Raw genomic sequence first — 22,559 nt, forward strand, 5'->3', positions numbered from 1 at the left:
CTTTATTATCTTTTACTTCTACTAAATCTCCTGCATTTAAGCTATCTCCTACATATACGGTCACACCTTGCTTTGCTGTAAGTACTGGTGCTTCTGTATCTTTTTCAGGTTTCTCTGGTTTTGTTGTACCACCATCGTTACCGTCGCCGCCTGTTGGTGGTTCTGTACCTCCTCCACCATCGTTACCACCACCGCCTGTTGGTGGTTTTGTATTTCCTCCACCATTATTACCATCGCCGCCTGTTGGTGGTTTTGTATTTCCTCCACCATCGTTACCATCACCGCCTGTTGGTGGTTTTGTATTTCCTCCACCATCGTTACCATCACCGCCTGTTGGTGGTTTCACTTCTCCGCCACTTGAGTCTCCAGAAGATGGTGGCTTTTTATCATTATTAATTGGTGGTATTGAATTATCTGCAGTAGCCACTCCATCATTGATGTTTAGATCGCCACCAAATACAAAGTTCTTACTATCCTTATTATCCGAAACAGAAGGATTGTTTGTTGCTGATGCTATTGAAGTATTTAAATCAGAGAAACGATTACTTGATTTATCACCGTCAATAACTGATGCTAAGTTTCGATCTGAATTTATAGCTGCGGTCGCAAGTGAATCAGTTAAATCATCAAATTTCTTTTTGGTTTTGTTATTTTCAATGATTCCGGCTAAATTTTGATCCGAGCTACGTTTTGCATTATCAACGATTTCATCGAAGTCATTGGTGTTTAAATTTTCAGTCGTTTCATTCTTACTTTCATCCTTTTTTTCATCTTTTTTCTTTTCTTTTTCACTATCTTTTTTCTTTTTAGATACTGATGCTGTTTTGCTACTCTTTTTTTCTGACGAAAACAACGAGCAGCCTGTAACTACCCCAACACTTAAGGTAGTCGCAGTAGTCGCAAGTAAAACTTTCTTAAAAATTTTCGAATAATCTAAAGGCACAATTAATTCCTCCCCATTGCTTAACCTGCACTTATAGTCGCTACAGATGTAGCAGAGCTATTAGGTGCAGAATTATTAATTTTTTCAAGTAAATCTTTATTTCCAACCTTTTGAGCAAACTTTTTAGCTTCCTCAGATTTATTTAATTTCAAATAACTATTAACAATAATTCCTTCTCTTCTTCCATCTAGTGGAACACGATCTTTTAATTTAATAACTTCTTCATGTTTGTCATCTAATGCTGCAATTTCAAAATTAATTAGTGGATTTTTAGTTTTAAGTTCTTTTACTTTTTTTAAATTATCTACAGCTATATAATATGAAACTACTGATTCTGCAAAATCTTGCTCTAAGTCAATAGCCTTTTGTGCTTTACCGCTTAATAGATAAGTAAATAAAACTGCTTTTTTATCTTCTTTTCCTAGTTTTTTATAATCAACTTTATCAAACTCCAAGGCAGCATCTTGATATTTTTGAACTGAAGATAACCTTAATCCATTTATTAAATTTGCATTAACTTCTAAACTATTTACATTATTTGCAGATGCAGCCTGTGAATTCTTCATATCGCTAAAAGCTAAACCTGCTACTACTAATAAAACAATTGATGCGACTCCTATAATAGCGTACTTATATTTTTTCATATAATTTAAGATTCCTTTTTTATCAAGATCTATTTTCTCTTCTTGTTCAAATTTAATTTCATTTGACGAATTTGTTTCCTTATTTAAATTGACTTCCTCACTTTCTGATTCTCTTTTGGCTGCTACTATTTTTTGTCTTTTTTGTGCTTCTTCTATTTTCTTCTCTTCCTCTAATCTACGTTTTCTTACTTCTTCAAGTTTTTTCTCCTCTGCCTTACGACGTCCTTCTGCTTCTGCCTGTTTTCTTGCTTCCTCCTCCGCTTTCCGTCGTGCTTCTGCTTCTGCCTGTTTTCTTGCTTCTTCCTCTGCTTTCCGTCGCGCTTCCACTTCCGCCTGTTTTCTTGCTTCTTCCTCTGCTTTCCGTCGTGCTTCTGCTTCCGCCTGTTCTCTTGCTTCCTCCTCTGCTTTCCGTCGCGCTTCCTCTTCTGCCTGTTTCCTTGCTTCTTCCTCTGCTTTTCTACGTGCTTCCACTTCTGCCTGTTTCTTTGCTTCTTCCTCTGCTTTCCGTTGCGCTTCCACTTCTGCCTGTTTCCTTGCTTCTTCCTCTGCTTTCCGTCGCGCTTCCTCTTCTGCCTGTTTCTTTGCTTCTTCCTCTGCTTTCCGTCGCGCTTCCTCTTCTGCCTGTTTCCTTGCTTCTTCCTCTGCTTTCCGTCGTGCTTCCGTTTCTGCCTGTTTTCTTGCTTCCGCTTCTTCACATTTCCTTACTTCTTCTTTTTCAAATTCACTTTCAGAAGTGCCTGATTGTTTTTGAATTGTTGTAATCCAATCAAGAGCCGGATTACTATTTGAAGCTTCACTTTTTGGGGTGTTTGAATTTACAATTTCTTCATTTTGTTTCCATAGTTGTTCTGAATTCTCTTTCTGGAATTGCTCATTTACTTGATCCTCATGGAAATCCCCATATTGTTCTTCTTCCTCTGCTAGTAATCGTTCTCGTCGTTCTTTTTCTTGTCTAATCCTTTCTTTAATTACGTTTCTTTTTCTATTATTTTGCATATAACAACAATGGCCTCCTTTCTATTGGTACCTCATAAATGAGAGTAATTAAATTATTTATCCTTCATAATTAATCATGAGTTATTTCTTTAGAAAAACTAAGGAAAAATAAAGATAATATTATTTTTTAAGCATGATAAATAAAAAGAAGGATAAACAGGTAGCACCCATTTATCCTTCTTTTTTATTTTACATCTATTGAGTTTATATTACATGTTATACCCTTAATACATCACTTTGTTTCCACCTTTTAGATACAAAAAAACTCATGGTCTCATATTATTACAAACCTAAATAACAAGTTTATAATAATATGAGACCATGAGGGGAAAAATTTGTGAAATAAATATAAAAAGATACAATACGCTCGTTACACTGTATATTCTGATAAATATAAATATACATTTTCACGCCATATTAAGTTCATCCATTACTTTCAACTTTTCATGTAGTAGATTAAAAATTTCATCTTTATAGTCACATTTCTTCAATTTTTTAATTGCTTCATCCTTTATTTGTGACACTCTTTCAGTTGTTATCATAAGTGCTTTTGCAATTTCTTTATGCAAATATACTTTACCATCTAGAAGACCAAAGCATAGATTTAGTACCATCTTTTGCTTTGGGTTTAATACTTCATCAAATATTAACCATATCTCGTAATTTAAGTCCTCAATTACCATCTCATTTGTTGACGGAATTGCTGAATTATCATCATAGAATGGATTTGATATACCTATATCTTCATTTATTGTATCTATATCCAAAGTCATAGTAGTAGCTCGCTTATAATATACGTTGTGCTTAATGACTGTTTCGCTAGTTACATTTAACTCTTTTACTACTTCTTCCACTGAAGGGGTTCTGTTGTACATTTGTAGATATTTATCTTCTAACTCGACATATCTTAAATTAAATTGATTCACATAATTAGGGATTTTAAACGGCCCAGACTTTTTTTTACATATAATTCCCAACATACTTTTTTGTATCCACCAAAAAGCGTACGTGGAAAAGCAATAACCTAAAGCCGGATTAAAATCTTCCATTGCCCGTAACATTCCCTCATTACCTTCTTGAACCAGATCATCAAACTCTATATCAGGGTGCTTGTTTTTGTACTTTCTTGCAATAGATAATACTAGTCCTACATTCACATGAAACAAATAATCACGTAGATCCTTTTCACCATGTTTGTACCGCTGAAATAATTTTAAACTTTCTTGTTTTGATAGTACCTTATAATTCCCAATTTCCTTAATTTCAAAAGCGTTTCCTTCTGGATTAGCCATTGGCTTAATACTTCTTGCAGTAGAACCTTGTGTTATAGTTTTATTTAATGACTCATCGCGATTCAAGCTGCTATATGATTGATTCATACCAATTCCTCCCTTCTCATTTTTAACGAATTGTTTCTAAAAACATCTTTGTCTCCTTTTGTACGTTACTAATCAACTTACAATTCTTTGCGCATGTATTGGCAACTTCTTTATGTGCTTTCGTTTTTCGCAATTCTATATAAATATCGCATCCTTTGCAGATGCTACTAATACCTTCCATTATTTCTAATTGTCTTCTTCTTTCATATAAAAACTGCTCTTTCGTTTTCTTCTCGCTTACTCGTCTCCCCATTTGTTTCACCTCGTATACATGAATAGTATTATTTAGTAATTAAAAACTACTATCGGTATTACATAGATACGAAACTTCGCCTTCAAAACTCTTCCAAATTTCTCCTGTATGTATATGATATAGGATTATAACAAAATGTAAAATAAATTATTCTAAAAATTTCAAAAAATTACTGAGATATTAAAATATCCATCATTTCCTTATGATTAAACTAATTATATTTATATAAATCTTGATAATCATCAAGGTTTATATATACAATTTAAACCCTGATGACTATCAAGAACACGTATAAAATAATGGATGTTTTGTTTTGTTTTCTTCTATACAAAACATCCGTTTAGAAAGAGTAAAAAATAAAAACCAATCACTCTAGTTATGGCGTAAAAAAGTAATTAATCATTTCTATCGCTTATTAATATGTTTTTTAACTTATTACAATGAAAATAGCGTTTATCTCACTTTCTCTATTGCTGGAATATAATCGTTTAACAGTAAATCATCTAGCCCCTTTCCAAGACTAATATCCCAACTTGCATAATTAATACTTATCCCTTCTTGATAAAGCGCTTGCGCACATTCTAATAACGACCGCTGAACATCTGAATTTGTAATCATATCCATATCTAAAGCGAACGTCGCCTGTTTAACTCCCATTTTTTTTAATGGTTCAATTAATATTCTCCATACTTTAACCCCAGGTATTGATACAACTGTGGTACCATACATTACTTTTTCCTCATTTGTTAGAAGCTCGTCTAAGTTTTCAGCAGAAATATCAGACTTTAGACTCCCTTCTGAAATCCATACATTATCCTTTTTTATTAGTTCTCCACGTTCCAAACTTTTCAACTCTCGACTAGGTACTGCTACATGTATTGGCAATGGGTTCCCAGCTCCTGTTCCATGGAATTTCCCACCTGAGCTGATCCAATTATATTTACTTTCTAACTTTAATTGTACTTCACCTAATTTTTCACCTTCATAATTAATTTCATACCATTCTTTAACATCGATTTTACCTTTAAATATAGACTCTATCTTCCCATTGATTTTATAAGTCACCTCTATAGTATTGGGTTGCTCAATAACTTCTGCCTTAAAGCTTGGTTTATGATTTTTTACAACTGTCATATATTCAGGATTATCAATTCTACATTGAAAACCGCATATCTGATTATATATATTTCTCTGCGGTATTAATAAAGAATCTCTCCTTCCTGCAAACGTGAAATATCTTCCATCCTTTGTTTCTTTTGCATAAAATCCTGGAATTCCAACAATATAGCTTGTTTTCCCCCCTACTTTTTTTATTAGCTCTTTCGTAGTATCCCAAGGTTTAATAGGAAAACTTTTGTAATTTCTAACATTTATTACTTCTCTTGTAATCCTACGTTTTGATCCCATTAACATTTTAATATGTTCCTCTCGCACGTCTAAAAATTCTAGGAATAAAGTGTAAATAATATCAAGGGTGTAATCATTTTTCTTCCTATGTTCCTTAATCATCTGATCTTGAGAAAAGTCATATCCCCTTTTTTGATTTTCAGCTACTACATGTAAATAGCCTGCTTCCCCGAATACTGTTTCTGATGAAATTCGTCCACATATTATTTTGGTTTCAGAATCATTAACCATGCACCATCCTTGCTTACCACATATAGGGCACGTTGTTCTATAATATTCAAACCATCTCTCATTACTCCCCTTATTCATGCTTCTCACTGGTCTTAATATTCTACTTGCTGCTAACTTTTCAATTGACATCACATATCTCCTTTTCCCTTAATCAAATAAAAAAGCCCTTTGGAATACGGAGGTTAAATACCACACAAACGTGTAATTTAATCCGTAACCCGAAGGGCTTTATGTAATCAATAGAAAATAAAAAAATTAACAAGTTACAATAAGAATATACTAAAAATTCTTTATTTAATCTAGAGGTAAATCATAATATTCTTTATTTAATCAAATAATCTCCTAATATTATTAAACTCCACACTATAATTATACATGGGCATCTCACTACTTAACCCCTTTTGGACCTTTTGAGGCGAGAGCTTCTTCGGAAACAGATACTATTCTTGCAATCTATATTTACCAAGCTATAAGTATCCCCTTATTAACCGTTCACTAATGTTTTTCTGATTACTTTTTTTGGTACAGTATACTCTCTACTAACCAATTAATTGCGCTATTAAGCGCATTCTTGTTGACCATAATCCATTCCTTGTAAATAAGCATCATAACATTATATTTTGAACAAGGACTATAAAAAAGTTATATAATTATCAATCTCATGTTGATACCAACAGAAAATCAATACATCTCACCTACATTTGACATTGATATATCAACTGAGATTAACATGTTAAATAAAGCGCACCAACTTTATCACTGGTATCCACCGATTAACATTAACATAACATCGACAAGCGGACACTTATCGAAAATATTTGTACCTATCTAAGCTTCAAGGTCTATATTAGTTGAACATTAGTCCGTTGCAACGGATTGTACGGAAGTATGTTAATTAATAAACTAGCATTGAAAATGTATCAATGCTATTAAGATATAAAAAAGAAACAACATGAAACTATCAATCTCATGTTGTTACCGATGAAAAGATAACTGGTTTTAATCTCTCATTTGTTATTAACATGTTAACCGAGATTAACATGTTAAGTGATTATTTTATTTTGTTATCAATATCATTCTGATTAAGATTGACATAACATTAACAATCTGGCATCAATAAAGAAGAAACGTTTATAACTTTCAGGATTTCAAAATCTATATCGGCTGAAATTTTCTTCTGTGGTAGTTTTCTCGAAGTGAATCTAGTGACGATCTATCCTAGAAAATGTTTCGACACTATCAAAACATAGTTAAAAATTTAATCGGGATAATAAATGATGACAGCATTTTACCCTTTACTTATCATTGACATATAGTCTAAAAACAACACATAGAAAGGAATACTATCTATATTGTTAATCTCATATCAACAATTTGTATTTAACGTTAATATGACATTAACAATTATGTAGTTGTAATACACATAAATACAGGTCTCGAGGACCCAAGATCTGTATTAGTTATAAATTTATCTACCATAATAGATTTCTAATAAAAAGTAAAAAAAATACTCTAAAAGAACTATAATCGTGGTTAGAAACTAAAAAGAACTCCAAACAATTGATAGTTTCTTATTAGTAACACCCCAAAAATCAACTGTTTTCTCTTTATTTATCATTGATATATAACCTGAGATTGACATGTTAAGCATTTATTTTCTTTTGATATCAACATTATTCTAATTGATATTGATATAACATTAACAATAAGGTGTCAAAAAAGGAGAAGTGTTTATAGCTTTCAAGATTTCAAAATCTATATTGGTGAAAATTTTCTTCTGTAGCGATTTGTTCGAAGTGAATCTAGTGATGATCTATTCTAGAAAATGTTTCAACACTATCTAAACATAGTTAAAATTTAATCGCATTAATACATGACGACAGCAATTCAATGGTTTTCACCCTTTGTTTATCATTGACATATAGTCTAAAAGTAATACATAAAGAGAAATACTATCTAAATTGTTAATGTTATATCAACAATTTTTGTTTAATATCGATATGACATTAACAATTTAGTAGTTGAAATAAGCATAGATACAGATCTCAGGTCTTCGAAATCTACATTAGTTATAAATTTATCTACCACAACAGATTTCTATTGAAAAATTAAAACAGAAAACACCCTAAAAGCACTCTAATTGTGGCTAGAAACTAAAAAGAACTCCATACAATTGATAGTTTCTTATTAGTAACACAAAATAATTAACAGTTTTCTCTTTATTTATCATTGATATGTAACCTGATATTGACATGTTAATAGGGTTAGTTATCAATTAATGATCGTGCCATATCGACTATCATTAATACATATTGACATGACATTAACAATTACCGATCCTAAAGTTGAGAATATACATACAAATAGAGTTTTAGATTCTACATCTATTAAAAGCCTTTTTTCTATAGCAAAATTCACTGGATAAACCGGAGAAGATATCATTCTTGAAAGTATTTTGATAGTAGCCACAAACAATCAATCACTTTTTATTACTTCCGATTTAAAAGTAGCAATTGTATGAATCAATTTTGATTATATAGAGATCACTTGTAAAGGGCGATATCCCCAAGAAAAAGTGAGTTTATATTAAACCGCATTAAAAGTACTTCAATAGCCTATAATAACCTTCACGTGCATTCTAAAGACCTACTGAAACCAATTAACTATACAGTTCTTAGCTTTCTACTACCGAGTATCATGAATTATAATAAATATGGGCCTTTATTTATTATTAGTATGGGCTTTCCGCTTTACATTTATACATACTTTTTAGCTTTTGAGTCTTTAAGTTTAATGCTATATCCTTATAATTTATTTACAAATCACTAATATTTTCTTATCATTAATATATTGTAGACTAATTTGTTAATTTCATAGCAACAATAATCATTAATAACTAACGGATTATTAACAGGACATTAACAATAGTTAATTCCAAACCCTTTTTATCAACTTCATGTTAATAAGTGGTGTTTTATATATCAATGTCATATTTCATGTAGATGTCAATCGATAAAGGTATTAAGGTTTATATCGTCGAAAGACACTTAACATGTCAATCTCACTTTATATGTTAATTCCATTTTGCTATGGCCATTATATTTCAAGGAGGTATAACGATGATTGAACAAGATAACAAAAATACAAATGAACATATGGAGTCCAATAATACAAACTCTAGTCATGAAGATACGTTTGAAAAAGCTTGGCGAATAACAGAGTTTTCAAAACTAGTAGGCCGACATCATAACACTGTATACAATTGGTTCAATATCCTAGAGGAAAAGGGGTTACACGGAACATTAAGAACCAATAATACAAATGAAAAGTTATATAACACACTGGATTTAGACATAGCTTTATTTATCAAGCTAAAGAGGGATGAAAAGTGGTCGCTAGATGCAATTATTGAGCTTTTACCGCATCAATTTGAACTAAGACCAGTTTCTCCAGAAAATCAAACCAGTGAAGTCTCACCCCAATTAAACATGCAGGAAGCTGCAGCGACTATTGAAAAAATAGTAGAGCAAAAGATTCAAATGCATTTACAAAACATTGAATTAGAGTATCAAGGAAAGTTTGAAGATGCTATACGTGCAGTGCTACCTGAACCAGAAGACCCTGAAATGTTAAAAGAGCGCCAAAGACAAGAAAGACTAGATAATATGATAATTCAACATAGAGCGCGTACAGAGTTAAGAAAACAAGCTGAAAGAGAGTGGAGTGCACAACCAGAAGAAACTCGTATTAAAAAAGTTGGCTGGTTTAAAAAAGAGGAAGATCTTGCGAGAAAACAACTTTTCATAGAAAATTATATTGATGAGAATATGATTGAATACATGAAAAGTGTAATGAAAACAGAAAAATAAGCCTGGAAAATTCCAGGCTTATTTTTTATTTTGTTCCAAACATCTTATCTGGATCCATAAATGCTGCTAATTCTTCATCATTTTGCGCTTGTGGTTCTTCATCTTTAACTGGTTCTAATTCAAAGTAATCACCAAAGTTAATATTGAAATCATCATCCGAGTCTTGCGCTTCAATAGTATTAATTTGAGACTTTGTATATTGAATTTGACTTTGTTTTTCTTTAAATTCATTATATTCTTCAACTAATCCTTTAGATAAACGTGATGGTAGTGCATCTGTCTTATAGAAAGTATACACGCTGCCCATAAAGTCATTTTTACTCACTAAATAACCATTAAAAACAGTTCCATTGATTGGTAGTTTATTTGTCACTTCCACTTTTGCATCATCCATAAATGAATCATCAATGTTCTTCTGTTCATCTAAAATTGCTAACATACCAAAATGATGTACCTTCGATGCCTCTAAATCTCCATTTTCATTTGTCTTCATCAGGTCAATAGGGTGATGGAATGAGCTTCCTTTCAATGATTCTGAGAACATATCTACAATTTCTTTACTGTTTTCAATTTGATTCATATTACGTGAAACCTTATTAATGACTAAACAGCCTGTTCTTTCTAGTAAAATTCGTTTAAAGTCCTGAGAATCTAGAATTACTGATGTTCCTGAACCATTTGCAGCTGTGTTTAACTCATGAATAATATCTCCAATACGCTGATTTGCATAGTCTCGTGAGTTTCCAATGCCTTTTTTCTCATTCTCGTTTAATCCCTTAAACTCATCATAGAAATGTTGGTTATCTGCAAATACAACAAATGCAACGCCTTTCGCTGGATCATTAGCTAACTTCCAAATTTCTTGTGAAAATTTATTCACCTGTCTTAGTACATCAGGCCCATCTGCTCTAACTGGAAGTGTAACTACAATACCCATTTTAATGAAATCTTTACGCTCAATTGCATTATTGAAAGCAATTCTTGCATACTTTTGTTGATTTTTGATTAATTCTTCTCTAGGAATTTTCATTGCCATACTTTTAAGTTCTTCAGCAATTACAGGTTTATTATGAAAAGCAGAGAATTCTTCAATTGCTTGAATAATTGTAGATGTACCTGTACCACCGCCTAAACCTGCAAAAAATAGTACTAATTCATCAGTCGGTCTAACACGTTCCGTTATAAATTCTTTTAGTTTCTCTTTAGCTTCTTCATTTGATTCTAAAACCTTTACAGCACGCTCAGGATTCTTACCTAAACCACCTAATTTTAGTGAAACTTGGTTACTTTTCGGCACATTTTTCAGTTCAGCTAAATCCCCATCATTACTATTTAATGCTAGGCAATTATAAACTGCTGTACCGTCTGCATGCTTATACTCAGCAAACTTATCTACCATTCTAGTTCCAGCTTGACCAAAACCAACCATAGTCATTTTCACAGCTACTTCGTTTTTTAGAAAGTTTTTTGCCATTATTTTATCTCTCCCTTATTCTCATTACTTTTTTTACGTTTCCCTAATTCAACTAATACTTGTTGTCCCCTAATAGTTGAAATTAAGAACTTATACGGATGCATAATTTTTTCTGTTATTAATGACATTGAAGCTAAAGTAGCAACACTACCTTCTGCCGATCTTCTTGAAATGTTAGTTCTTTCAAGTTCTAATGAATAGGATTTACCCTTAGGTTTCTTTACTCTCCTATCAATAACAACACTTTCTACTATTTCATTTATTGAGATTCCTCTCATATACTTTGTCTCTTGGTATTGTTTGTTAACTTGAGATCCTATGTAATGAAATACATTGTAGAGTATTTCGTCTCCTTCAATAATGTCTGCAAACATTTCCACAACTTCTTCAGTGAATTTGTTTTGTTTATATTTTTCACTTAATACCTCGTTCAAGTTGTCCCCCCCTTAAAACGTTGGTTAATTATTCCTAAAAATATATTACATCATTGTAAGACGTATATCAAGTCATTATATATAAGCCTTATATTAAGTTGTTATATGCAAGACGTATATAATATTTACAAAATGTAAAATTGAAACAATGTCCTATATATCAATGTCAAATATATAAGACGTACATGAAAGTCGTTCATATAAGCAGTGTACAAAACATGTTAATATCAGGTTTTATATAACTAACAATAACTATTAAAAAATAAATATGAGTACAGTATTTATGTATATTTTTGTCTAGAATTATAATTCCAATATATAATACTCCTAAAATAACGTACTATTATCATGGTCATTATATCTATACGTCTTGTATATACGAACTATATATACGATGTATAGAAAAACGCCTATTATTAAAGGTTTTATATGCTTTTATATTAATTTCATGTCAATAGAATATTACCACGAATTATTACACGCCCTATTTATAGGACTTATATAAAAGACTTATAAATAAGACGTGTATATAACCCTATAAAAAAGAGTAATACTTCATAAGTATTACTCTTTTAACTATATAGTTTTATATAAAACACTTAGTTTATTAAACAGATCTTTATGGCCCCGCTTCTTTTTTAATAACTCATTTTTCTGTTGGTTGTCTACAGAAAGGAAAGGGGATGTCAATGTCATGTTATATTTCGTTATTTCTTTTATTAATTCCGTAGTTATTTCTGAGATTTGCAGATATAACACATAAAATTGTGATTCATTTTCATTCATTTGGTTTTCTTTGAAATTAAGTTCTACAAATTTTTCAGTATAACTTGTCAATTTCATATCAATATAATCACTATAACTCACATGTAAAGTCATAAGGCGATTAAACTCAGATAAACTAATTAATTTCTTTGTTAAACATAGATGTACTAAATAAATCTTGTATACAGCTTTAAACGAAATAATATATTTAGTTCCTTTTTTTATTAATTGGATGTATTCACCGTATCTGTTAATTAAATACCTTAATTTATTAGGTTTTAGTCTCAATATTCTACTAACTTGTGAAGTATTGTAGATTTTATAAGGATCTAGAGCAGCAAACTGTAATGGAATTATCTCATATTCGTTATTTAATGTGTTAGTTACCTTGTTATAAAGAAAGTCTGTTTCAAATTCACTTTGTATAATCTTTTTTATTAACCCATATTCTGTGTTCCAATTCCGCATTTTTTCACCCCTTAAATCAGATTGTAACATGCAAAATACGAAATATACAAAATTTTCATTTACTTTATTATAATTATTTACTTATTTCTTTTATGATGTGATTTTTCCTCCTGACAAACAGTTACATCTAAAAAATTTTAAAGCATTCATTTCAATATTTAATTTCATCCATGCAAAAATATATTCACTGTGTATTTTATGTATTTTGGGTACTATACAACAGATATGACGTAATTCATATGACGAACTTTATTTTTATCTTTTGATTTCGTCACATGTCTTTTTATTTATGTCGAAGGATATATGACGAACTCTAATAGTAAATAAACCCTTATTACATTTGAATTTTATAACGCATACCTGACGAAGGATTACTGGTTTTTAAATCCAGAGTCTTTGGTGGATAATGAGTTACTTTATTGTAAATTTCAGTTAAAATATTTTTAAATCATTTTTACGTTCTCAAATAGTTTATTCATCCAATAATTCTTGGTCCATTTCATGACAATTGTAGTCGATGTTATGCAAGTTCTCGTATTTTATTTCCATATCAGGGGAGTGTTTAAAATTGAAAAAATCATTTAATCATGCTGTTAAATATATCGTTGGGGAAAATGATCGTGGAGTTTATTTTAATCGTTCTGATATTTTTACAGTTTTATTTTTATATGAACAGCGAACAGTATCCCAAATTCAGTTACGTAAATTTTATGAATTGATAAGTGGGGAACCTATAAGTCGAACTACATTTTCATCAAAGTTAACTAAGTGGGCAAAAATGAGATTAATAAAAAAGGAAAATATAAGTGTGAGAAAAAAGCGGGGCTTTACACTGGACTTTGTTTCTATCTCTTTGAAAGGAGCTGAAATATTATATCGATTAAAATTGATTTCTGATTGTAGTACCTCATTTGTTACTAAAAGGCAATATGAACACAATATAGCAATCACGCAATTTGTTTTAAATTTACTTGAAGCAGAATCAAACAATGAACATGCCGGTGCAATTGTAGGCGGTAATGGAGATTATCTCTTTCCGCTAAGCCCAATTGTAAAGCAAAACTTACAGTTGCCCAACCTGATGTATTCCAATTCAAAAGATGTCTACTATTTATATGAAGATGAAGAATACCGTGAAGTGTTTCAGCCAGAACTTCAACCCGTTTTTTTCCTACTAGATCTACCTCAACTTGTATATTCATTTCGTCCATCTAAAGAATTTTATCCTGACTCAAAGGGAAACCCATTAATAATTCCTGATTGGGTTATTACTTGTAACAATTCTATTATCAATATTGAAGTGGATACAGGATCGGAAAACATTCCGTTTTTAGAAAATAAATTAAAAAAATATCTCGATATCGCTGCTGCTAACCCATCTAAGCAATATTACGTGTTATTTTCTGTTATTGATGACTCCTACCATACCATTTCTACTTACAAAAAACGGACCACACGTGTCACCAATTTAAAAAAAGCTTTTGGTAATATTCCACGTTTAAGTGTGGTAAACAACCTAAATGTTTACGTATGCAATATGGGTGGTTCTTCACTTGTAGTAAATAATATTCTTCAAGAAATTCGAGAAATTAATAGTTTAAACAGAAGTCATCTGCTCAAAAAAGTCACTGAACGTTTAAACATAAATTCTTCTTTCCCTTATTCGGTAGAGTGGATATCTAATAAAAACGAAATTCAAGCGAAAGGGATTCAGCATTCTAAACTACTTGAGCTAACAGATGACATTTTGGTATTACGAAAAAAATCATTTGATGAAGAAAAAAAATCTTTAGATTACTTAGAAATAGTTTGTATATTAACAATACTTAAGGTAGGGGAGGTTAACACACACTTTAAATTACAACAATTATCAGGATTGTTGGCCATGCAAAATCAACACCGAACACTAAACCCAATTAAAATATTGGGGATATATGAAGCGGACGAATTAGAGCGTGGGCAGCAGGCCATTTTTACTGACTTGTATCACAATTCCATAGCACCAGAGAATATTTTATTGGCTACTTCTGCTGAATTGCTTAATTTCACCGCTGCTTTTTATTCGTTAAAAGAGAGGGTGAAACAAGAATTTGGAGAATGCAGTTCAAAAGAATGCTGAACTCAATACAACACCAGGTAATGGGGAGAATCCAAAAGCGGGAAAGAAGAAGAAAAATTCCTATACAGTAACAATCGATATTACAAAAAGCTGGAAATACCGTTTAGCAGCTCGCTCATCTTACTATGTTGTGACTTTACTATTGCTGCTAGCTTGGTATTTTGCCTTCAGAGGAATATATAAATACGCTTCTTTCTGGTCAATTCAAATGGGAGCTTCATTACCTACCTTAAGTATCTTCGGTAATCCGTTCGAGACTAATTATTACATTGAAACCTTTTTTAGCTTTTGGATTTTAATTTATACTTGGCAGCTATCAACTAAGGTCAAGACTTATCAGGAGATAAAACGTAGATGGTTTATTTTCTCGATGATGTTAATCGGTATAGTTGCCCAGTACTTATGGGCGTTTAGTGTTCCATTAGCTAAGATATTTATTCCATTTTTAAATTCGAAAGCTGGAGAAGTTTCACTAAATGACAAAGGACTAGAAGATACTATACTTTCAAATTTTAGCAATATCATGCACCTTGTATTCGCTATACCTGTAATTATTATTATTCTCGTACTCTTATGGCTCTTCAAGATATTTTATGAACATAAAAAAGAGCTTTTAGATGAATTCGGAAAATGGGAATACGTGTTTAAAATACCTGGCTGGATGCTTTCCTTTTTGAATGATGATCGTCAACGAAAACTTGCTACTTCATTACACAGATTTTTCACTGAAAAAAATCCATCAAAATTGCCAGAACCCGATATTTTTCTCGGTCCTAACAGTGCTACACGGGAAATGGCAGTAATACAAGGCAAGTCTTTAACACTTAATATAATGATCATCGGTAACATTGGTACAGGTAAATCAGCTGCATTAGGTTTACCAATTGCTAATCAAATTCTTGACTATATGGCTTCAATGATTAATAACTTTAAAACCTTATATACAAGAAAAGATTATCATTCAGAGGATGTAAAAGGAACCCAGGTAAATGGTCTTACAGTTATCGAGCCATCTAATGACTTCTGCGAAAAGGTATATAAATTGGTATTGGCACACAAGATTCCCGAAAGTGTTATTTTCTATTTAGATCCAACAAATCCTGATACCCCTTCAATAAATTTTGTACGTGGTCCAGTTGATAAGGTTGCTGAGATGTTATGTTCAGTATTAACGGGGCTCTCTGATAATGGAGCAGGAAATCCTTTCTTCGTTCAATCTGAGCGTTCCCATCTTAAACAACATATTTATTTGTTAAAACTCCATGATTCAAAATTTGAAGCTAGATTTGAACATTTAATTGATATGTATAATGATGCTAATCTCGTTTTTGAGATGCATCTCAAGTTAAAAGAACGACTTCCAAATGATATTGAATCTATACCTGATAGAGATGAGCGAAATCATTGGCGCATAATGAAGCAAGTTGATGAATGGTTTGATTTAAATTATGTGCCTGAAATTTCTGGCGGTCGTGGGGGAGGGGAAGTAGTTTATCATACTGAAGGGAAATACTATGGGCAGCCAAAGATTATTGATAAACAAGAAACCTTCGTTCGTGGTTTACGAAACACATTAAATGATATTTCTGCTCAACCTCTGCTCCGACGTGTATTATGTGGTCCATCGGATTTTGACTTTGAAAAGCATTTGGAATTTGGTGGAATCCTTTTAATCAATACAGCAAAAGGGGAACTTTCTGACCTATCTGATGTATTCGGTAAATTATGTTTATACGCCGTGCAGAATGCCGTTTTCCGCCGTAAACCTAACGTATCTCCTTACCATCCGGTTTTGGTCGATGAGTTTGCTGATTACATTTATAAAGCATTTAAAAGTTTTCCTGCTCAATCACGTAAATATAAAGCACCGTTAATTGTTATTGCACAAACTATTAGCCAATTAGCAATTGAACATGGTCCAAGATTTATGGATATCCTGTTAGGGACATTTCGTAACAAACTAGTTTATGGTGATGTTACTAATGAAGACGCTAAATTGTTTAGTAAGCTAATGGGTACGAAAACAATATATGAAGCACGAGAAGGCGATCAAGAAATTGATATGGTAACAGCTGAAACGAAAACACAAAGCACACGTAGAACATCCTACTCTTATTCGAAAACAGAAGTACCCATTCTATCTGAAAATGATATATTGATTCAAAAAGCTTTCCAGTGTGCTGCTAAAATTGTAAAAGATAACGCCCCACAAGGTGGAATACAGGTAAACGCAAACTTTGTTCCTGCCACTGAGTTTAAAACAGCTAAGATTCAAGTTGATGCAGAAGCAGCTGCTTATTGGTTGAAAATTCGCGAAGAATCATTGAATGCAGAAATTAAATATGATGATTATGTCACAGATACAGATGTTGATAGTGAAGAAAATGTAATTAAGGAATTGAGTACACCTACAACTGCTCCTACTGCAATTGAAGGTTGGTTACAGACGTTAAATCCTGATACTTACGATCATTATAGTAACGAGGATGAAACTGACAATGAAGTTGAATTAACAAATAATCAACTTGTGCAAGATAACTCAAAAAAATCTGCTCCAAAACTCGAAAAAGAGGACACTACAAAATCAATTCCTGGTAACAATACATCAGATCATGTAACTATTAATGAAGTGGTGAATACTCAAAAAGAGGATGTAACAGTAGCAAGAACACATAGAGAGCCTATTGATTTTAACGACAAAGCACCAGTTATTACTGAAACTCCAATTGAAGTGCCAAAGACAAAGCATACACCACAGTATAGAGAGCCTGCTCATACATCTACTGTCACCCATAATCAGCAGGAACAGGAAATTCAACGAACTGCAGAAATCAATGGTAAAAATACAACTTCTAACTTAACAATGCAATGGTTACAACAACAAATGGCCGCTACCGTTTCTCAAGATGATGAAAATACAATACCTTTAGATGAAATGGAAGGGGGCTCTCGCCTTCTCAATCGAAGAGTGGCAGAATTAACTCCAGAAAGTGCGGCAATTAAGGATAAACTTAGTCAATATATCGAAGGAGACATTGATCAGGATTGATATGCTATGTATATAACGAATTATTTCTACTGTTTACACTCCCACGGCTAAAGCCACAAGCTGACTAACGTCAGTGGGATTATGATAAGAACCATAAGTTTGCCGTTTCGGCAAGCTTATGGTTCTTTTTGTTTGTGGCAAACTTATGCTTCCAGGATTTGAAGAATATTTTTAATGTCGCTTTTAAATAAAGTCACGGTGTTTATAAAAAAGACGATATGTTTTGTCCCTTTGGATCTGTTTATCTAAAGGGACAGATTGTTGAATAATAGAAGGATTTAAGACTGTTTATCAAGAATTTTTATAGGTTAACCAAATGGAGTTTCTTTAATTCCAATATTTTCAGCAAAAGCAACTGTATGGCGTGAGCATAGGTGTTAACTTCCCAGAGTCTTGGACATCGCTAACGGGAAACACAGTATAAATTATATATATTTTGTATGGAGTGTGATTTGATGCAAGAAATACGATTAAAACTAGAAGCTTATATTAACAAATATCTAGAATTGTGGGACTTTTACGGAGTTATTCAAGTGACCAAAAAAGGCGAGGTGCTTTTTGAAAACGCATATGGCTATGCAAGTATCGAGTTTGGGGTGAAAAATGATACCAACTCGTGCTTCTCCATTGCTTCCATGTCAAAACAGTTTACGGCTTTTGCTATTATGCTCCTTCATGAAAAAAAAATGCTGGACATTGATAAACCTGCACAATTATACCTCCCCACCAATATGAAAATTGACGAATCAATCACTGTCCATCATTTATTATCGCATACTTCTGGTTTATATAATTTCACAAACTTCGAAAATGATTTTTTTGCGGGATACAACAGAATGGATTATTCACGAAACCATTTCTTTCAGAGTTATATTAATAAAAAGCCTACAAAACCACCGGGAACGGTATATGATTACAATAACTCGAACTATAATTTGCTTGCATGGATCATTGAAAATGTTTCAGGAGAAAAATATGAAGATTATCTGAGAAACCACATATTCCTGCCTTTGAATATGATGAACAGCGATGTTGATGACGGTTGTAAAACAATAAAAAACAGATCAAGTAATTATGTAAATGATTTTGATGCAACCATCAAATGCCCTTATTTTAACGAGAAGTTTAGCATCGGTGCAGGAGCCATAATTTCAAATTGCGATGATTTGTACAAATGGTATACCTGTTTACGGGATCGGAAAATCCTATCCAAGGAGGTCTATACTAGGTTTTTTAACGAGAACCCAAATAATTACTGCTATGGACTGGAACATCATTATGTTTACGGCACAGACAGATATTCCCACGGAGGAGATCACCTTGGTGTCAGTACTTATATGCAGGATTTTTTCGATGAAGATATTTGTATTATCATTCTTTCCAATAATGAAGCTATATATCAGTATAGAATGGGCAATGCAATTTCAGATATTCTGCATCATGTTGATGTAGTTGCTCCGACAAAACATAAAGAGCTTCCTATCAGCGAAAGGAAGCTAAAAAAGTATTGCGGTACATACTTGAAAGATAAGATTGAAGTGAAACTCCTTAATGGCAAGTTGTATTTTACGAGATTCTCTGGCAATCTTCATATTGAGATTTATCCCGTAGGTGAAGGAGGATTTGTTCGTAGATATTCTGACCAGATCTATCCATACAGTATTGTTGAGAACGAAAGCGGCAAAATGTCATTTTTCGGATATGAAAGAAAAACCCCATAATCTAGGGTTTTAGGCAGACACCATGAAGTGATGGAAAAACGTACGCAAAATTGGATTGTTTCTCTTTTATCCAGAAAGCATAGATGTGCCGAACGTTTTTCAGCAATCGGGCCAAATTACGGAATAACTCCTTACTGAATAAAATTTTAAAGAAGAAAATTAAAACTCAGTAAGGAGTGGTTTCTTAATCTCGCATTGCGCCCGCTTCTCGAGAAGTCATTGCTCCTTGTCCTTCTCTTACATCATTTTGAATTTCTTGTTTCACTTTTTGCGCATCGGTTTCTGCAAAATTTGGTTTCATAATAGAACCAGACTTCTCTATAGCTTGTTTATGATGTTGCATACAAACCCTCCTTAATTTAACGTTTAACAATGTTATTTTGTACAAATGTACACTCGGTATACCCCGAGTAGTTGAACGAATTTCATGTATAGTAAAGGAGGGAAAATTAAATAAGTGATTTCTGTTTTTAGGAATAGTAAATAGAAATTATTCCTAAGTCGAGTGCAATTATGGTGCAATACATGTAGAAAATGAACGAACTAAAAAGAAGCAGGTACCTCTGTAAAGGTATCTGCTTCTTTTTACATAGACTCTATAATCATTTGTCTTTCATACCACTTGTTCAATTTTTCATTAACGCTTTTTGAAATACGCTTCATTTTTTTATTACAGAATCTTGATAACGTAGCAGGGGATAAGCCTATTTCATCTGCTATCTCACGCATCGTTTTATTTTGATGCATATGCTGATGCATAATTTTCTCTCGAATCATATCCTCTGATCCAACAGTAGGTTGTTTTACTGTATCTGCAATATAACGCTCCTCTTGCTTCTCTTGCTTCTCTTGCGTATCTATTGTCTTTTTCTTCACCATACTATCTATATTATTCATCAATTCTTTTGGAGGTAAAATAATGATTCCCAACTTTTCAAAGTAATTCTTAAACCAATTGCGTTCTCCTATCTTTGTTTCATCCAATTCTTCTGCATATGCCCAATGTGAAATGACATTTTCTTTTTCTAAGTCAATTAAAACATTTTCTAGTTGTTCTCGAATTCGATGTGGACGTCCATTCGTAGTTTTGATACCCATTACAGATAGTAAACCTTTTTCTCCACCAATGGAGTATGGTCTTTTTAAAGTACTGTATTGCTGGCGGATTCTCCACTGCCATGATAAATATCGTATTAAACGTTTATGAAACTTGTGTCTATAGCTATTATACTCTAGTGCTTTTTTCGATAATAAAGCAGTTGTGCTATTAGAACCATACAAATAGCCTGATAAGAAACTACCTGGTTTAATCTTACAGGATTCTATCCCCATATATTCATTAGTATTCTTATCTCTCCATAACACTACAGAATCAAGTACGAATAGCCTTTTGATTACTTCACGTTTTACTTCGAATTGTTCCCCAGTTTCTGCTTGATCGTTCAGTACTACAACTTCATTATCATCATTCAAATAAATAAAGATACTAGCCAACGCTGCAATACGTTGTGCTATTTTTATCTTATCTTCTGCGCGATAATACTCTACACCATTTGCAGATGCTTTTGGCATATTGCACAATTCCAATACGTTTTCATAACTAAAATCTATGAATTCGTCTGGAGATTTAGCTTGATTTAACCACTGGATTGTAATGGTATCCAAACAATCTGCTGTAAGGTCATCCATATTACTAATTACTCCATCAACCAATATAGACCATCTTTCTGCTTCGTTTGTGTTAACTAGTCTCAAATCCTCATCCTTATGTGAAGATAGTTGTGCAACTCCACTTGAATTTTTCGTTTCTAATGGCAATACCGGTTTTGCTACTGCTTCATCTTCCTCAAAATGATTTTTTGCTATTCCATCACGTAATTGATAATACATTGCGTCATTAGTTACAGGATAGTAATCATCCGATATATCTTCTATGTGTTCTTTTACCTGGCTATCTTCAAAAATAGAAATTTGAGTTGGTTCAACTGCCTCAACTTTTTCTCCGAATTCTTGTTCAATGATCTTATCTAGTACATTTTGAATCTCAATTTTATATTTATCCAGATTGGCATAAATGTTCAACACCGATATTCCGTGCTCTTGCTTCTGACCTAACCAAGAAACAAGTGTTGAAAAGGAAGGGGACATATTAGCTGATGTTACTAATTTATCGTGATTCTCTTGTACTTCTTTATAATATTTATTCCATTTGGCCCATAACTGCTTGTTTTCTTTATAAATTGGAGCAGCAAGTAGGAGGGCATCACTGAACAATACTAATACTTTCTCCATATTTAAATACCTCCTAACAAAGTTAATTACAAATATAATTTAAATTTTATAAGTGTGAAACGTCATAGCTATATGATGGCTACATAGCCTTGAAGTTGAAATGTTATCAGAATAATCCGTACGAGTATCAGATTTCTTATACAATTTAATTATGGAATCATTTAATTTCTTCTGTGCTTGTCTTTATTATATAAAACTGTTTCTATTTGTAAAATTACTACTTTACAATACAGTTTCAATTTTTAAAAGTAAATTAGCTATTTACGCTGATTTTCTTGCTACATTATGTTACTGCCTTATTATGGCTATAACTTCCTTACTTGAAATCATACAGCCTTATTGTGGCTATAACTTCCTTACTTGAAATCATACAACCTTATTGTGGCTATAACTTCCTTACTTGAAATCATACAGCCTTATTGTGGCTATAACTTCCTTACTTGAAATCATACAGCCTTATTGTGGCTATAACTTCCTTACTTGAAATCATACAGCCTTATTGTGGCTATAACTTA

Annotated in this window: 13 protein-coding genes and 1 pseudogene; 4 read left to right on the forward strand and 10 right to left on the reverse strand. The window is 32.4% G+C overall.

What is annotated here, in order from left to right; all coding sequences use genetic code 11:
* From ACQKNR_RS24685 to ACQKNR_RS24705, 5 genes and pseudogenes are all read right to left on the reverse strand, one after another.
* Positions 1 to 943 (reverse strand): annotated as a pseudogene (locus tag ACQKNR_RS24685) (adhesin); the annotation flags it as partial.
* Between the two features lie 20 nt (positions 944 to 963).
* Positions 964 to 2,583 carry a hypothetical protein gene (locus tag ACQKNR_RS24690; RefSeq protein WP_427321483.1) on the reverse strand — a complete coding sequence of 540 codons (1,620 nt, stop codon included), beginning with the start codon at positions 2,581 to 2,583 and terminating at the stop codon, positions 964 to 966.
* A 407-nt stretch (positions 2,584 to 2,990) separates the two neighbouring features.
* On the reverse strand, positions 2,991 to 3,962 hold the full coding sequence (locus ACQKNR_RS24695) for a sigma-70 family RNA polymerase sigma factor (protein WP_427321485.1): 972 nt from the start codon (positions 3,960 to 3,962) through the stop codon (positions 2,991 to 2,993).
* A 22-nt stretch (positions 3,963 to 3,984) separates the two neighbouring features.
* Entirely contained in the window at positions 3,985 to 4,215 is a 231-nt protein-coding gene (locus ACQKNR_RS24700) for a hypothetical protein (RefSeq protein WP_427321487.1), read from the reverse strand.
* A 453-nt stretch (positions 4,216 to 4,668) separates the two neighbouring features.
* The gene (locus ACQKNR_RS24705; RefSeq protein ID WP_427321489.1) at positions 4,669 to 5,982 is read right to left on the reverse strand and encodes a DNA primase; all 1,314 of its coding nucleotides are present in this window, start codon (positions 5,980 to 5,982) and stop codon (positions 4,669 to 4,671) included.
* Positions 5,983 to 8,972: 2,990 nt separating this feature from the next.
* On the opposite strand from ACQKNR_RS24705, the gene ACQKNR_RS24710 reads away from it, so the two are divergent.
* Positions 8,973 to 9,722, forward strand: a complete 750-nt coding sequence (locus ACQKNR_RS24710; protein WP_427321490.1) for a MerR family transcriptional regulator — start codon at positions 8,973 to 8,975, stop codon at positions 9,720 to 9,722.
* Positions 9,723 to 9,747: 25 nt separating this feature from the next.
* Here ACQKNR_RS24710 and ACQKNR_RS24715 read toward each other — a convergent pair whose 3' ends face one another.
* The 3 genes from ACQKNR_RS24715 to ACQKNR_RS24725 all read right to left on the reverse strand — a co-directional run bounded on the left by ACQKNR_RS24715 (position 9,748) and on the right by ACQKNR_RS24725 (position 12,893).
* Entirely contained in the window at positions 9,748 to 11,196 is a 1,449-nt protein-coding gene (locus tag ACQKNR_RS24715; RefSeq protein WP_427321492.1) for a cell division protein FtsZ, read from the reverse strand.
* Positions 11,196 to 11,630 carry a hypothetical protein gene (locus tag ACQKNR_RS24720; RefSeq protein ID WP_001006721.1) on the reverse strand — a complete coding sequence of 145 codons (435 nt, stop codon included), beginning with the start codon at positions 11,628 to 11,630 and terminating at the stop codon, positions 11,196 to 11,198. The genes ACQKNR_RS24715 and ACQKNR_RS24720 overlap by 1 nt, the downstream gene beginning before the upstream one ends.
* 576 nt (positions 11,631 to 12,206) lie before the next feature.
* Entirely contained in the window at positions 12,207 to 12,893 is a 687-nt protein-coding gene (locus ACQKNR_RS24725; protein WP_427321494.1) for a hypothetical protein, read from the reverse strand.
* Positions 12,894 to 13,431: 538 nt separating this feature from the next.
* Here ACQKNR_RS24725 and ACQKNR_RS24730 point away from each other — a divergent pair.
* The 3 genes from ACQKNR_RS24730 to ACQKNR_RS24740 all read left to right on the forward strand — a co-directional run bounded on the left by ACQKNR_RS24730 (position 13,432) and on the right by ACQKNR_RS24740 (position 19,752).
* On the forward strand, positions 13,432 to 14,982 hold the full coding sequence (locus ACQKNR_RS24730) for a replication-relaxation family protein (protein ID WP_427321496.1): 1,551 nt from the start codon (positions 13,432 to 13,434) through the stop codon (positions 14,980 to 14,982).
* Positions 14,954 to 18,031 (forward strand): type IV secretory system conjugative DNA transfer family protein, encoded by a 3,078-nt coding sequence (locus tag ACQKNR_RS24735; RefSeq protein WP_427321498.1) that lies wholly within the window; start codon positions 14,954 to 14,956, stop codon positions 18,029 to 18,031. Before ACQKNR_RS24730 ends, ACQKNR_RS24735 begins: the two co-directional genes overlap by 29 nt.
* A gap of 455 nt (positions 18,032 to 18,486) precedes the next feature.
* A complete protein-coding gene (locus ACQKNR_RS24740) occupies positions 18,487 to 19,752 on the forward strand; it encodes a serine hydrolase domain-containing protein (protein WP_427321500.1) in 1,266 nt (421 codons plus the stop codon).
* A gap of 184 nt (positions 19,753 to 19,936) precedes the next feature.
* On the opposite strand, the gene ACQKNR_RS24745 is transcribed toward ACQKNR_RS24740, so the two are convergent.
* Positions 19,937 to 20,095, reverse strand: a complete 159-nt coding sequence (locus ACQKNR_RS24745; protein WP_427321502.1) for a hypothetical protein — start codon at positions 20,093 to 20,095, stop codon at positions 19,937 to 19,939.
* 242 nt (positions 20,096 to 20,337) lie between these two features.
* The gene (locus tag ACQKNR_RS24750; RefSeq protein WP_427321504.1) at positions 20,338 to 22,044 is read right to left on the reverse strand and encodes a helix-turn-helix domain-containing protein; all 1,707 of its coding nucleotides are present in this window, start codon (positions 22,042 to 22,044) and stop codon (positions 20,338 to 20,340) included.
* Positions 22,045 to 22,559: the final 515 nt, after the last annotated feature.

The organism is Bacillus sp. NPDC094077 (assembly GCF_050279465.1).
Classification (GTDB): Bacteria; Bacillota; Bacilli; order Bacillales; family Bacillaceae_G; genus Bacillus_A.

Bases quoted from the DNA above. Each gene is read 5' to 3' on its own strand.
- ACQKNR_RS24690 (WP_427321483.1), bottom strand. From the start codon at position 2,583: ATGCAAAATAATAGAAAAAGAAACGTAATTAAAGAAAGGATTAGACAA.
- ACQKNR_RS24700 (WP_427321487.1), bottom strand. From the start codon at position 4,215: ATGGGGAGACGAGTAAGCGAGAAGAAAACGAAAGAGCAGTTTTTATAT.
- ACQKNR_RS24705 (WP_427321489.1), bottom strand. From the start codon at position 5,982: ATGTCAATTGAAAAGTTAGCAGCAAGTAGAATATTAAGACCAGTGAGA.
- ACQKNR_RS24695 (WP_427321485.1), bottom strand. From the start codon at position 3,962: ATGAATCAATCATATAGCAGCTTGAATCGCGATGAGTCATTAAATAAA.
- ACQKNR_RS24710 (WP_427321490.1), top strand. From the start codon at position 8,973: ATGATTGAACAAGATAACAAAAATACAAATGAACATATGGAGTCCAAT.
- ACQKNR_RS24725 (WP_427321494.1), bottom strand. From the start codon at position 12,893: ATGTTACAATCTGATTTAAGGGGTGAAAAAATGCGGAATTGGAACACA.
- ACQKNR_RS24715 (WP_427321492.1), bottom strand. From the start codon at position 11,196: ATGGCAAAAAACTTTCTAAAAAACGAAGTAGCTGTGAAAATGACTATG.
- ACQKNR_RS24750 (WP_427321504.1), bottom strand. From the start codon at position 22,044: ATGGAGAAAGTATTAGTATTGTTCAGTGATGCCCTCCTACTTGCTGCT.
- ACQKNR_RS24740 (WP_427321500.1), top strand. From the start codon at position 18,487: ATGCAAGAAATACGATTAAAACTAGAAGCTTATATTAACAAATATCTA.
- ACQKNR_RS24745 (WP_427321502.1), bottom strand. From the start codon at position 20,095: ATGCAACATCATAAACAAGCTATAGAGAAGTCTGGTTCTATTATGAAA.